The organism is Methylobacterium sp. A54F (assembly GCF_053346035.1).
Window position 1 is genome coordinate 554,287 of the sequence record NZ_JBKFBF010000001.1, and the last position, 12,188, is coordinate 566,474.

General features: G+C 73.9%; 12 protein-coding genes and 1 pseudogene. 6 read left to right on the top strand and 7 right to left on the bottom strand.

Annotation, left to right across the window (positions count from 1 at the left end; genetic code table 11):
- Positions 1-30: 30 nt before the first annotated feature.
- The 3 genes from ACLBXP_RS02755 to ACLBXP_RS02765 all read left to right on the top strand — a co-directional run bounded on the left by ACLBXP_RS02755 (position 31) and on the right by ACLBXP_RS02765 (position 3,467).
- Entirely contained in the window at positions 31-669 is a 639-nt protein-coding gene (locus ACLBXP_RS02755; RefSeq protein WP_447666020.1) for a class I SAM-dependent methyltransferase, read from the top strand.
- A 221-nt stretch (positions 670-890) separates the two neighbouring features.
- Positions 891-3,044 (top strand): alkaline phosphatase, encoded by a 2,154-nt coding sequence (locus tag ACLBXP_RS02760; RefSeq protein ID WP_447666021.1) that lies wholly within the window; start codon positions 891-893, stop codon positions 3,042-3,044.
- A 99-nt stretch (positions 3,045-3,143) separates the two neighbouring features.
- On the top strand, positions 3,144-3,467 hold the full coding sequence (locus tag ACLBXP_RS02765) for a hypothetical protein (protein WP_447666022.1): 324 nt from the start codon (positions 3,144-3,146) through the stop codon (positions 3,465-3,467).
- Between the two features lie 54 nt (positions 3,468-3,521).
- On the opposite strand, the gene deoA is transcribed toward ACLBXP_RS02765, so the two are convergent.
- The 4 genes from deoA to cdd are packed head-to-tail and all read right to left on the bottom strand — an operon-like array spanning position 3,522 to position 6,893.
- Positions 3,522-4,814 (bottom strand): thymidine phosphorylase, encoded by a 1,293-nt coding sequence (gene deoA / locus ACLBXP_RS02770; protein ID WP_447666023.1) that lies wholly within the window; start codon positions 4,812-4,814, stop codon positions 3,522-3,524.
- A gap of 3 nt (positions 4,815-4,817) precedes the next feature.
- Positions 4,818-5,537: a deoxyribose-phosphate aldolase gene (gene deoC, locus ACLBXP_RS02775; protein WP_447666024.1), complete on the bottom strand. Its 720-nt coding sequence runs from the start codon at positions 5,535-5,537 to the stop codon at positions 4,818-4,820.
- Entirely contained in the window at positions 5,534-6,472 is a 939-nt protein-coding gene (locus tag ACLBXP_RS02780; RefSeq protein ID WP_447666025.1) for a purine-nucleoside phosphorylase, read from the bottom strand. Before ACLBXP_RS02780 ends, deoC begins: the two co-directional genes overlap by 4 nt.
- Positions 6,465-6,893, bottom strand: a complete 429-nt coding sequence (cdd, locus tag ACLBXP_RS02785) for a cytidine deaminase (protein WP_447666026.1) — start codon at positions 6,891-6,893, stop codon at positions 6,465-6,467. Before cdd ends, ACLBXP_RS02780 begins: the two co-directional genes overlap by 8 nt.
- Positions 6,894-7,016: 123 nt before the next feature.
- Between cdd and ACLBXP_RS02790 the strand changes: the two genes are divergently transcribed.
- The gene (locus ACLBXP_RS02790) at positions 7,017-7,235 is read left to right on the top strand and encodes a DUF2093 domain-containing protein (protein WP_447666027.1); all 219 of its coding nucleotides are present in this window, start codon (positions 7,017-7,019) and stop codon (positions 7,233-7,235) included.
- Positions 7,236-7,670: 435 nt separating this feature from the next.
- Complete coding sequence (locus ACLBXP_RS02795) at positions 7,671-8,303, top strand: LysE family translocator (RefSeq protein WP_447666028.1); 633 nt, start codon at positions 7,671-7,673, stop codon at positions 8,301-8,303.
- Positions 8,304-8,306: 3 nt separating this feature from the next.
- On the opposite strand, the gene lpxK is transcribed toward ACLBXP_RS02795, so the two are convergent.
- From lpxK to ACLBXP_RS02810, 3 genes are read right to left on the bottom strand one after another with little or no spacing between them, the layout of a single operon-like run.
- Positions 8,307-9,284, bottom strand: coding sequence for a tetraacyldisaccharide 4'-kinase (gene lpxK / locus ACLBXP_RS02800; protein WP_447666029.1), 978 nt, complete (start codon positions 9,282-9,284; stop codon positions 8,307-8,309).
- On the bottom strand, positions 9,284-10,588 hold the full coding sequence (locus ACLBXP_RS02805) for a 3-deoxy-D-manno-octulosonic acid transferase (protein WP_447666030.1): 1,305 nt from the start codon (positions 10,586-10,588) through the stop codon (positions 9,284-9,286). The genes lpxK and ACLBXP_RS02805 overlap by 1 nt, the downstream gene beginning before the upstream one ends.
- Positions 10,585-11,349 carry a lysophospholipid acyltransferase family protein gene (locus ACLBXP_RS02810; RefSeq protein WP_447666031.1) on the bottom strand — a complete coding sequence of 255 codons (765 nt, stop codon included), beginning with the start codon at positions 11,347-11,349 and terminating at the stop codon, positions 10,585-10,587. Before ACLBXP_RS02810 ends, ACLBXP_RS02805 begins: the two co-directional genes overlap by 4 nt.
- Before the next feature lie 348 nt (positions 11,350-11,697).
- Between ACLBXP_RS02810 and ACLBXP_RS02815 the strand changes: the two are divergent.
- Positions 11,698-12,177: pseudogene (locus ACLBXP_RS02815) on the top strand (VIT1/CCC1 transporter family protein); the annotation flags it as partial.
- Positions 12,178-12,188: the final 11 nt, after the last annotated feature.

Genomic DNA, 12,188 nt, shown 5'->3' on the forward strand with positions numbered 1-12,188 from the left:
GACGCCACCCCAGAACGAGGGACTACGGTCTTGCCGCCGTTACGCCGTTCCAGCGCGAAAGCCTTGGCCGCAACCGGGAACCTGCGGGCGCAGCGACGCGACGGGCTCGACGACGAGGCGCGCTTCCTGCGTTCCTGGTTCGAGCGGCCCCTCGTCACCGGCGCGGTCACGCCCTCGGGGCGGCTCCTCGCCCGCACCATGGCGGCCTTCGTCGACCCGGCCCTCGACGGCCCGGTCGTGGAACTCGGACCCGGCACCGGCCCGGTGACCGAGGCGCTGATCCGGCGCGGCGTCTCGGCCGAGCGACTGATCCTCGTGGAGTTCAACCCCGATTTCTGCGAGCTGCTGCGCCGCCGCTTTCCCGGCGTGACGGTGCTGCGGGGCGATGCCTACAACATCCGCGAGACGGTGGGCGCCCTGCTCGACCGGCCGGCTGCCGCGACCGTGTCGAGCCTGCCGCTGTTCACCAAGCCCCTGGAGCAGCGCCTCGATCTTCTCAACACCGCCCACGACCTGATGCATCCGGGCGCCCCCTTCGTGCAGTTCACCTACGCCGTGGTACCGCCGATCCCGGCCCGCTGCGCCGCGGGCAGCTACACGGCGAGCGGGTCCAACCGGGTCTGGCTCAACCTGCCGCCGGCCCGGGTCTGGGCCTACCGCCGGCCCTGAGCTGCGCGCCTCGCGCTTTTCGTTAATTTGCGTTGAATTCCTCGGGTCGATAGCCGGCGCTTCATCCGGCTGTCGCACGCCGCCGCAATACCGTTTCCGGATGTTTCCGGCCCGGATCCCCCGGCGCCCGATCCACCTCGCGAATCAGGGTTGCGGCGACCGGGAGCCCTCACGGGATCCGGAACGGGAGCGTGCGCCCGCATTAGGAAGCGCTCGATCCCATGGCCACCGCCGGTCCCGTCCGCAACGTCATCGTCATGATCGCCGACGGCGCGGGCTTTAACACGCTCGAAGCCACGCGCCTCTACCTCCAGGGCCTCGCCTCGGGCGACCCGCGCGCCGGCATCGCCGGCCGCTCGCTGGTGGCGGACGGCCCCGGTTTCACGGCGACCGCCCAGTCGGTCTACCCCCTCGACAACCGCACGACGCCGGTCCCGGGTGACCTCGGCCTCGCCCAGAACCCCGCTGTGGTCTACGACCCCGCTCGCAACTACGACTTCGCGCCGGCCGCCGGCACCGACCCGAACGGCCAGCCCCGGGCGTTTGCCGGCTACGAGTGGAACCGCAACACCTATCCGGACTCGGGCAACACCGCCTCGTCCATCGCCACCGGCGACAAGACCTACAACAACGCCATCGACGTCGACGGCAACGGCGCCGAGCTCTACTCGATCGCCGAGCTCGCCCACCAGCGGGGCCTCGCCACCGGCGTCGTCACCACCGTGCAGTTCTCCGACGCGACCCCCTCCGCCCTCGGCGGCGCCCACAACATCTCACGCGCCAACGCCAACCAGATCGCGCTGGAGATGTTCGCGACCGGGACCCTCGACGTGATCGGGGGGACCGGCAACCCGGACTACGACGACAACGGCCGCCTGCGCGCCACCGCCAACTACCAGTGGATCAGCCCGGAGCTGTGGGGCGCGCTGAAGAGCGACACCTTCCGCTCGCAGGACGGCCAGAGCTGGCAGCTCCTGCAGGACCGCGCGTCGATCCGGGCGGCCGGCACCGGCACGCCCACCACCGAGCGCCTCGCGATGATCACGCAGGCCTTCACGTCGAGCAACTTCAACCGCGACGGCGCGGCGGCGGCCAACGCCACCGAGGTGCCCTTCAGCGTGCCGCGCCTCGAGACCTCGCCGACGCTCTCCGAGCTGTCCCGCGCCGCGCTGAACCGCCTCGGCCAGGACCCGGACGGCATGTACCTGATGATCGAGGGCGGCGCCGTCGACCGTGCCATGCACGCGAACAACCGCGGCCGCATGATCGAGGAGTACATCGACTTCAACGACGCGGTGCGCACGGTGGTCGACTACATCAACGCCCCCGAGAGCGCCGCGACCTTCGACGACACGCTCCTCATCGTCACCGCCGACCACGACCACCTGTTCTTCGGGCCCGAGGGCGCCACCATCCCCTACCAGCCCGTTCAGCCGGACCGGAACGGCGATGGCGTGCCGGAGGGCCTGTTCTTCTCCACCAACCACTCGAACCAGGTGATCCCGCTCTTCGCCGCGGGCGCCGGCTCGGCGCAGCTCACCCAGCTCGCCGACCAGCGCGACAGCTTCGTCAACGCCCAGGGGCAGACGGTCGGCAGCGGCCGCGCCTTCACGGACGAGGCCGAGCTCGGCGACTACCTCCTGGCGCAGCTCCGCCTCGGCGTGACGCAGGTCTCCGAGGGCAACGACAACCTGATCGGCACCGACGCGGGCGATCGCCTCGACGGCCGCGGCGGCAACGACGTCATGGACGGGCGCGCCGGCAGCGACACGCTGGCCGGCGGCGGCGGCAACGACCTCATCGTCGGCGCGGCCGGGGCCGACCTGATCACCGGCAACCAGGGCACCGACGCCCTCTACGGCAACCAGGGGGCCGACACGCTGTTCGGCGGGCAGGGCGCCGACACCCTCTACGGCGGCCAGGACGGCGACTACCTCTCGGGCGATCTCGGCGCCGACCGCCTCTCGGGGGATCTCGGCAACGACACGCTGCTCGGCGGCGCCGACGCGGACCTCGCCTTCGGCGGCCTCGGCAACGACCTCCTGCTCGGCGACGACGGGGCCGACAGCCTGTTCGGCGGCCAGGGCGCCGACACGCTGCTGGGCGGCCAGGGCGACGACGTGCTGTCCGGCGACCGGGGCGACGATCTCCTGACCGGCGGCGCGGGCGCCGACCGCTACGTCTTCGCCGCCGGCTCCGGGGCCGACACGGTGACGGGCTTCAGCCAGGCCGAGGGCGACCGCCTCGCGCTGAACGGCCAGACCTACACCTTCGGCACGGCGGGGAGCGGCGACACCCGCCTCCTGCTCTCCGGCGGCGGCTCGGTGCTGCTGACGGGCGTGACGCAGGCGCAGGCGACCGCCGCCCTCGCCTGAACGACCCTCTCAGGGCGCGTTCATGCGCGGCTCTCTACCCCTGATCGGCAATCGACGCGGCCCGGCGGGCCGCGTCGAGATCAGTGAGGAGCCCGCATCATGTCCGCATCGATCGACCGTGGCCGTCCCTTCCGCGGCCGCATCCTGGCCGCCGCCTTCGCGCTCGCCGGCGGCCTCGCCCTGGCGGCGCCCGCCGCCCAGGCCGCTCCGTTCGCGCCCGGTCCCATCGCCGAGCCGGCGGCCGGCATCGAGCAGGTCCAGTACGGCTACGGCCGCCATCACCATCACCACCATGGCTTCGGCCATCACCGGGGCTGGGGCCATCGCCACCACGGCTGGGGACACCGGCACCATGGCTGGGGCCATCGCCATCACCATCGCGGCTGGGGCCACCGCCACCATCACCACCACGGCCGCTGGTAGGCGGCGCGCCGGCAAGTCAGTTCCCGGGCCGAGGCTCTTCCCTCCGGCCTGGGCCTACGCCACCCGCTCCAGCACCGCCGGCCGCGAGGCCGGCGGCCCACCCATCCGGTAGGCTGCGCGGAGCGCGGCCTCGGCCCGGTCCGCGGCGGCCTCGTCCGCGGCGTGGACCATCCCGATGAGCCCGCCCCCATCGCCCGGCCGGGCGAGCCGGCTGAAACCGACGCGCGGGTCGATGCCGTCCTGCGGCCGGCTGCGGCCGCCCCCGAGCCCGATCACCGCAAGGCCGACGTCCCGGGTCGCCACGGCCGCGACCGTGCCGGCGGCCTCGATCGGCCGCATCACCGGCGCCGCCGGCAGGTGCCGCCCGGGTCGCTCCACGAGGTCCCCCGGGCCACCGAGGGCCGCCGCCATCTCGCCGAAGATCTCCGCGGCGCGGCCCGAGGCCAGCGCCGCCTCGAGGCGCTCCGACCCCTCCGCCGCGCTCCCCGCCAGGCCGCCCAGCACCAGCATCTCGGTCCCGAGCGCCAGCGTGACCGCGTGGAAGCGCGGCTCGCGCACGCGCCCCGTCAGGTAGTCGATCGCGTAGGCGACCTCCACGGCGTTGCCCGCCGCCGAGGCGAGCGGCGCATCCATGTCGGTGACGAGCGCAACGGTCGGCAGGCCGGCCCCTTTCGCCACGCCGACGATGCTGTCTGCGAGCGCCCGGGCGGCGTCCGGCTCCGCCATGAAGGCGCCGGAGCCCGTCTTCACGTCCATGACGAGGCCGCCGAGGCCCGCCGCGAGCTTCTTCGAGAGGATCGAGGCGGTGATCAGGTCGAGGGATTCCACGGTGCCCGTCACGTCCCGGATGGCGTAGAGGCGCCGATCGGCCGGCGCGAGGTCGGCGGTCTGGCCGATGATGGCGCAGCCGGTCCGGGCCACCACGGACCGGAAGCGGGCGGCGTCCGGCGCCACGTCGTAGCCCGGGATGCTGGCGAGCTTGTCGAGGGTGCCTCCCGTATGCCCGAGGCCGCGCCCCGAGATCATCGGGACGAAGCCGCCGCAGGCCGCGATCATGGGCGCGAGGGGCAGGCTCACCGCGTCGCCGACGCCGCCCGTGGAGTGCTTGTCGAGGACGGGGCCCGGCAGGTCCCAGGCCAGCACGGTGCCCGAATGGGTCATCGCCCGCGTGAGCGCGACCCGCTCCGGCAGGCTCAAGCCCCGGAAGAACACCGCCATCGCGAAGGCGGCGGCCTGCCCCTCCGTGACGCGGCCGTCCGTGAGCCCGTCGACGAAGCCGGCGATGTCGCTGGCGGCGAGGCTGAGCCCGTCGCGCTTGTCGCGGATGATCTCCTGGGGAAGCCGCATCGCTCAGCTCCGCGCGGCCTGGAGCACCCCGTAGAGGCTGCTCGCCCCCAGACGGAAGGTGGCAGGCGTCGCCCAGCCCGCGCCCATGGCCCGGTCGGCGAGGTCGAGATAGGTGGCGGCGTCCGCGACCGTGCGCAGGCCCCCCGAGACCTTGAGGCCGCCGCGGCCGTGCGCGCGGATCGCGCCGAGCATCGCCTCGGCGGCCTCGGGCGTCGCCGAGACCGGGCTCTTGCCCGTGGACGTCTTGATGAAGTCGGCCCCCGCTCCCAGGGCCAGCCGGCTCGCCTCGCCGATGAGCGCGGGGTCCGCGAGCGTGCCGGATTCCAGGATCACCTTGAGGCAGGTCCTGGCGCACACGTCGCGCACCGCCTCGACCATCGCGAGGGCGAGCTTCGTCTCGCCCCGCATCAGGGCGCGGTAGGGGAGCACGAGGTCGATCTCGTGAGCCCCGTCCCGGATCGCCCCCGCCGTGTCCTCCGCGGCGCGGTCGACGTCCTCGCCGCCGGCCGGAAAGTTCACCACCGTCGCGATCCGGACGGAGGAGCCCTTGAGCGCCCGCGCGCCCTGGCTGACGAAGTGCGGCCAGACGCAGATCGCCGCGACGCCCCCGGTCCGGGCATCCCGGCAGAGGGCGTCGATGCGGCTCTCCGTGCACGCGTCACCGAGGTCGGTCAGGTCGAGGAGCGGCAGGGCGCGGGCGGCGATCGCGGCGGGGTCCGTCATGGCAAATCTCTCGGCATGTCCCTCGGCAAATCTCTCGGCATGTCCCTCGGCAAATCTCTCGGCAAATCTCTCGGCGTGTCCCTCGGCGTTTCGGTCGCCGTGCCGTCCGGGAGGGGCAGGCGGGCGAGGTAGGCGTGGGCGAGGCGGGCGAGATCCGCGGCGGCACGGGCCGCTACCGCCTTGGTCTCGGCATGGTGGGGCGCGCCGCCGCCGATCCCGGCCGCCTGGTTGGTCACCACCGAGACCGCGGCCACCGGCAGGCCGAAGAAGCGGGCGAGGATCACCTCGGGCACCGTCGACATGCCGACGAGGTCGGCGCCGAGGCGGCCGGCCATCCGGACCTCGGCCGGCGTCTCGAAGCTCGGGCCCGAGAACCAGGCATAGGTACCGGCGCGCAGGGTGACGCCGCACGCCTTCGCGGCCGCCGACAGGATGGCGCGCAGGCGCGGGTCGTAGGCGTCGACCATCGGCACGAAGCGGGCCTCGGCGGTCTCGCCGATCAGCGGGTTGAGCCCCGACAGGTTCAGGTGGTCCTCGATCATCACGAGGCTGCCGGGCCCGGCTTCCGGCATCAGCGAACCGGAGGCGTTGGTGAGGAGGAGGCTTCCGGCGCCGAGCGCCGCGGCGGTCCCGATCGCCGTGCGCATCACGGCGGCGTCCCCTCGCTCGTAGGCGTGCGCCCGGCCCTCGAAGACCAGCACGGGACGGCCGGCGAGGCGGCCCCGGTGCAGCGTGCCGCCATGCCCGCTGACGCCCGGCGCGGGCAGGCCGGGCACGGCCGCGTAGGGCAGCGAGACCCGCCCATCGAGAGCCTCCGCGACGAGGCCGAGGCCGGTGCCCGTGACGATGGCGCAAGCGTAGGGGCCGCCGAAGCCGGCCTCGTCGAGGATGCGGGCGGCCCGCGCGACCGCCGGATCGGCGCTGGTCTCAGGCATCGGCACCGAGGGTCTCCGGCCCGAAGGAGTGGGGGAGCAGCGCCTCCAGCGTGAAGCTGCGGCGCACGCCCGCGAGGTCCGCCACGTGGATCGGCGTTGCGCCGTCCGCGAACTCGCGGATGCGCTGCCGGCAGGCGCCGCAGGGCGTCACCAGCCCGCTGCCGTCCCCGATCACCAGGATCGCCCGGATGCGCCGCCCGCCTGCCGCCGCCATGGCGGCGATGGCCCCGGCCTCGGCGCAGGTCCCGACCGGATAGGCCGCGTTCTCGACGTTGCAGCCGGCATGGACCGCGCCCCGCTCGTCGACGAGCGCCGCGCCGACCCGGAAGCCCGAGTAGGGCGCGTGGGCGCGGGCGCGCGCGGCTTCAGCGGCCGCGAACAGGGCGTCGATGTCCGCGGGCGGGGAGGACGGATCCGGCATCCCCGATCATTGGCACCGCCCCAGCCGGCCTGTCGAGGCCCGGACCGGATGACGGAGCGCGAGGATGACAAGGAAGATGGGGCCTCCTATGACGCGGGAGATTTCGCGAGCCGGGAGAGCGGGATGCTGGGCCGATACGAGCGGGGGGCGAGCGGCGAGGCGGTCGTCGAGTACGGCGACGGCACCATGCGGGTGGTCAAGCCCGGCAGCTACGTGCGCTGCGCGGTGACGGGTGAGTCGATCCCCCTCGACGCGCTGCGCTACTGGAGCGCCGTGCGCCAGGAGGCCTACGCGAGTCCCGAAGCCGCCATGCAACGCCTGCGAGAAACGGGTAGGCCGTAGGGAACGGCCGCAGCGCAAATCCTCCGATTCCGGCCGAAATCGACGGTCGTGAATTGGAATCGCCAGCGATCGGATTTATATCTGGAGGCGAGGACCCGCGGGGGGCCAACCCGCGAGCCCTCTCGTTAGACGATCCTGGTTAGATCATCGCGAGATGGATGGCGAAGTGCCATCCATCTCGTGTTTTCGTCGCGGTGAACGTCACCACGATCGGAAACCCGATCACATCCCTCACCTCCTCCCGACCGCCTGCTCGATGATGGTGGCCGGCAAGCGCCACCATAAGTTCTGTTCGCCCCAGAACTCTCGCGCGGGAAGAGTATCGTCCAACCCGGCAAGTCTAGACCGTGGCCTTTGCTGTCGTCTAGGAATTCTTGCTTGGTGCGGAGGTCTGCCGAAACCTTTCGCGAACGCCACAGGCACCGAGCCTCCGCCATGACCCTGCACACCTGGTGGCTGTTCTTCACGGCGGTGTTCCTGCTCAGCGGGACGCCCGGTCCCAATATGCTGCACGTGATGACGCGCAGCGTGCGGTTCGGCCTGCGCCGCAGCGTGGCCGCGATGGCGGGGTGCCTGTCGGCGGTCCTGCTCGTCCTGGCGGCCTCCGCCATGGGCCTCGGCGCGGTGCTGACCGCCTCGCCCCTGCTGTTCGAGGTCATCCGCTACGTCGGCGTCGCCTACCTCGTCTATCTGGGCGTACAGGCCTGGCGGGGCGGCGACGGCCCGGTGGTGACCGATGCCGAGGGGCGCGGCGTGGCGCCTAACCTGTCGGTCCCGCGGCTCGTGCGCGACGGCTTCCTGATCGGCGTGAGCAACCCGAAGCTCCTGCTCTTCGCGGGCGCCTTCTTCCCGCAATTCATCGATCCGGGCCGGCCGCAGGGCCCGCAGCTCGCAATCCTCGTCGCCACCTTCGCGGGGGCGGAGCTGTTCTGGTACGGCGTCTACGCGCTGGGCGGCCGGCGTCTCGCCCGGTCCCTCGCCCGCCCCGGCCTGCGGCGGTGGTTCGACCGGGTGACGGGCGGTCTGTTCGTCGGCTTCGGCGCGGCGCTGCTCGGCTACCGCGCCTGAGGCTCAGGGGCGCAGGAGCGCCCGGAGCTGACCCGCGAACGCGTCCGGATCCGCGAACACCAGGCGCACCGCCAGCACCGCCACCCGAGCCCGCTCGGCGGGGCCGAGGCGCACCGCATCCTTCTCGGTGGTGACGAGGCTCGCACCGAGGCGCCCGGCCGCCTCCGCGAGCGCCGCGAGATCGGCGGGCCGGTAGGGATGGTGGTCCGGGAAGGTCCGCGTGCCCGCCAACTCGGCGCCGGCCTCGCGCAGGCTCGCGAAGAACTTCTCGGGACGCCCGATCCCCGCGAAGGCCAGGACGCGCCGGCCCGCGAGCGCAGCGCCCTCGGGCACGAGGCGGGCGCGGTGCACGGGCAGCCCCCGCGCGGCCGCCTGCGCGGCGACGGGCTCGCCGGGCTCGCCGTCGCCGACCAGCACGAGGCCGCCGACGTGGCGCCACTGCCGCGCGAGCGGCGCTCGCAGGGGGCCGGCCGGGACGGTGCGGCCGTTGCCGACCCCGAAGCCCGCATCGACCACCGCGAGGCTCAGGGTCTTGGCAAGGCTCGGGTTCTGCAGCCCGTCATCCATCACGATGAGGTCGGCGCCCGCCGCGACGCAGGCGCGGGCGCCGGCCGGCCGGTCGCGGGCGATGATCGCCGGGCCGTGGCGCGCGAGGAGCAGGGGCTCGTCGCCGACGTCGGCGGCCGCGTGGGCGGCAGGGTCCACCCGGACGGGGCCGGACAGCCGGCCGCCATAGCCCCGGCTCAGGAAGGCGGGCCGAGCGCCCATGTGTTCGAGGATCCGCGCCGCCGCGAGCGCGGTGGGCGTCTTGCCGGCGCCCCCGAGGGTGAAGTTGCCGAGGCAGAGCACCGGACAGGGAGCGGCGGCGCCCGCCCGGTCCATGCGGTCGGCGGCGAGCCGGCCGTAGGCCGCCCCGAGCGGCGCCAGCAGCCGCGCGGCGGGATGGTCCGGTGCCGCGGCCCAGAAGGCGGGCGGGCGCATCAGGAGGCGTGGAGCGCGGCGAGCTTCATCTGCGCGATGAAGGGGTCGAGCACCGCGAGCGTCCGCTCCACCGCGCCCTCGAAGGGGCGCAGCGCCCGCTGCCCGGCTGCCGCCATGGCCGCGATGCCGGCCGGGTCGGACAGCAATTCGCCGAGACTCGCAGCGAGTTCGGCGGCGTCTGCGACCGGACGCGCGCCGCCCTCGGCGTCGAGGGCCGCGTAGACCTGCGCGAAATTGTGCGTGTGCGGCCCGTGCAGCACCGCCGCCCCGAGGCGCACGGGCTCGATGGGGTTCTGCCCGCCATGCGGCACCAGGGATCCGCCCAGGAACACGAGGGGCGCGAGGCGGTAGAACAGGCCGAGCTCGCCGACCGTGTCGGCCACGTAGACATCGACCGCGGAGTGCGGACGCCCGCCCGCCGCGCGGCGGGCGCTGCGCAGGCCGGCCGCCGCGGCCGACTGCGCGGCCTCCTCGCCCCGGCGCGGGTGGCGGGGCGCCACGATCGTGAGGAGCCGCGGGATCCGGTCACGCAGGGCCGCGTGCGCCTGCGCCACCGCGGCGTCCTCCCCCGCATGGGTGCTCGCCGCCACCCAGACGGGGCGGTCGCCGATCATGTCGCCGAGGTAGGCGAGCTGCTGCCGGTCGGCCGGGGGCACGGCGGCATCGTACTTGAGGTTGCCGGCGACGCTGACCCGCGGCGCGCCGAGGCGGGCGAAGCGGCCCGCATCGTCGTTCGTCTGCGCGAGGCACACGGCGATGCGCGCGAGCAGCGCCTTCGCGGTGGCCGGCGAGCGCTCCCAGCCCTTGAAGGAGCGCTCGGACATGCGCCCGTTCACGAGGATCAGCGGGATCTCCCGCGCGTGCAGCGACAGGATGGTGTTCGGCCAGATCTCGGATTCGGCGACCAGCGCGAGGTCCGGCTGCCAATGGTCGAGGAAGCGCTCGACCCAGCGCGGGGCGTCGAGGGGCACGTACTGGTGCACGGCGCCGGCCGGGAGGCGCGTGCCGACGAGCTCCGCCGCGGTGCGGGTTCCCGTGGTGACGAGGACCGAGAAGCCCCGCGCGATCATGCCCTCCACGAGGCCGATCAGCGAGAGCGCCTCCCCGATGCTCGCCCCATGCATCCAGGCGAGCGAGCCCACCGGGCGGGCCCGGCCCGGCAGCCCGCGCCGCTCGGGCAGGCGCATCGGGTCCTCCTTGCCGCGGCGCGCCCGCCAGGCGAGGAGGCCCGCCACCGCGGGCTCGCCGAGGTAGAGCGCCCCCCGGTAGGCCCGAAGCGCCAGGGTGACGGGCGGCGTCCTCATGCGGGCTCCCCCGCGGGGGTCGGGGCTTGCGCGGCGCCGAACCAGGCGGCGCCCACCCGGTCGGGTCGGCCGACCAGGGTGTAGGCCCGGTCGTGGACGCGGTTCATCTCCGCCTCGACCCGCTCGCGCAGGGCTTCGAACGCGGCGGGCTCCGCCTCGCGCGGCACGAAGATCGGCTCGCCGAACACGATCGCGCCGCGGCCGAAGGGCAGGCCGAGGCAGGCCCGGTCCCAGGAGTTGAAGCGCAGGTGCCGGCTCGTCACCACCGCGACCGGCACGATCGGCCGGCCCGAGAAGCGGGCAAGCATGACGATGCCCGCATCCGCCCGCCGCGAGACCTTCGGGACGTCGGCGCTGAAGGCGACCGATTCGCCGGCCTTGAGGGCCTTCAGCATGGCCCGCAGGCCCTCGGCGCCGCCCTTCGCCCGGGCGTCGCGCACCGCCCGGCCCCGGGCGCCGGACGCCCGGATCACCCGGACCCCGAGGCGGGTCAGGGCGAGGGTGTTGATGTTCCCGTCCGGGTTCCGGGAGATGATCGTCGCCACGCGGTCCTGCGGCCGCCGGGCGAAGCCCACCATGATGTGCTGCCCGTGCCACATGCCCATGATGGCGGGCAGCCGCGCGTCGAGCCACGCGTCGGTGTCGCCGGGCTCGACGACGAACCGGTTCGTCGCCCGCACCAGTCGCAGATAATCGGCGGCGAGGCGGCCGAGGACGGCCTGAACGGCGGGCCGGCGACCGAGGCGCTTGAGAAGGCTCATCTCTCGCTTCCGAAATCCTGGGAGGCCCGGCGGGCAGCCGGGCTGGTCGGGACGGGCCAGATGGACGGGCCAGCTCGATGGGTTCGGTGAACGCGGGCGGCGCGGGGCGGTCCGCGGCCGCGCCGGCTGTCTAGCGTCGATGCCGTTGCGGGCGCAACCGAGCCGTCCGGTCCGGAGCGCGCGCGGAGGCCCGCGCTCCAGGCTCGTCTGGGCCGCGGAGGCGGCGAAAACGGGGCGGCGTGCTTGTTTTGATTGATTCCAATGTATAGATTGGAATCAATCAAAATAGGAGCCCGCAGGATGCAGGCAGAGTCACTCCACACGCTTCATTCCGACCCGGCGGACGCGCGCCGGAGCTTCGTGCTGCGCGTCATCCAGCCGGGCCTCGCCGGGCTCATCGACGGCTCGGTCTCGACGCTCGCGCCGATCTTCGCGGCCGCGTTCGCGACGCACAGCAACGGCGCGACGCTGCTCGTCGGGCTCGCGGCCTCGGTGGGGGCGGGCATCAGCATGGGGTTCACGGAGGCGCTCTCGGACGACGGCAGCGTCACGGGGCGGGGCGACCCCACGCTGCGGGGCGTGGTCTGCGGCCTCGCGACGGCGCTCGGCGGCCTCGGGCACACGCTGCCCTACGCGATTCCGGACAGCTGGCCGAACGCCTTCGCGACGGCGACCCTGCTCGCGGTCTTGGTGGTGGTGGTCGAACTCCTCGTGATCGCAGGGATCCGCACCCGCTACATGGCGACGCCGTTCTGGCGGGCGGCGCTCCAGGTGGTGATCGGGGGTGCCCTGGTGCTGGCGGCGGGCGTGCTCATCGGCAGCGCTTGACGCCCGCCCCG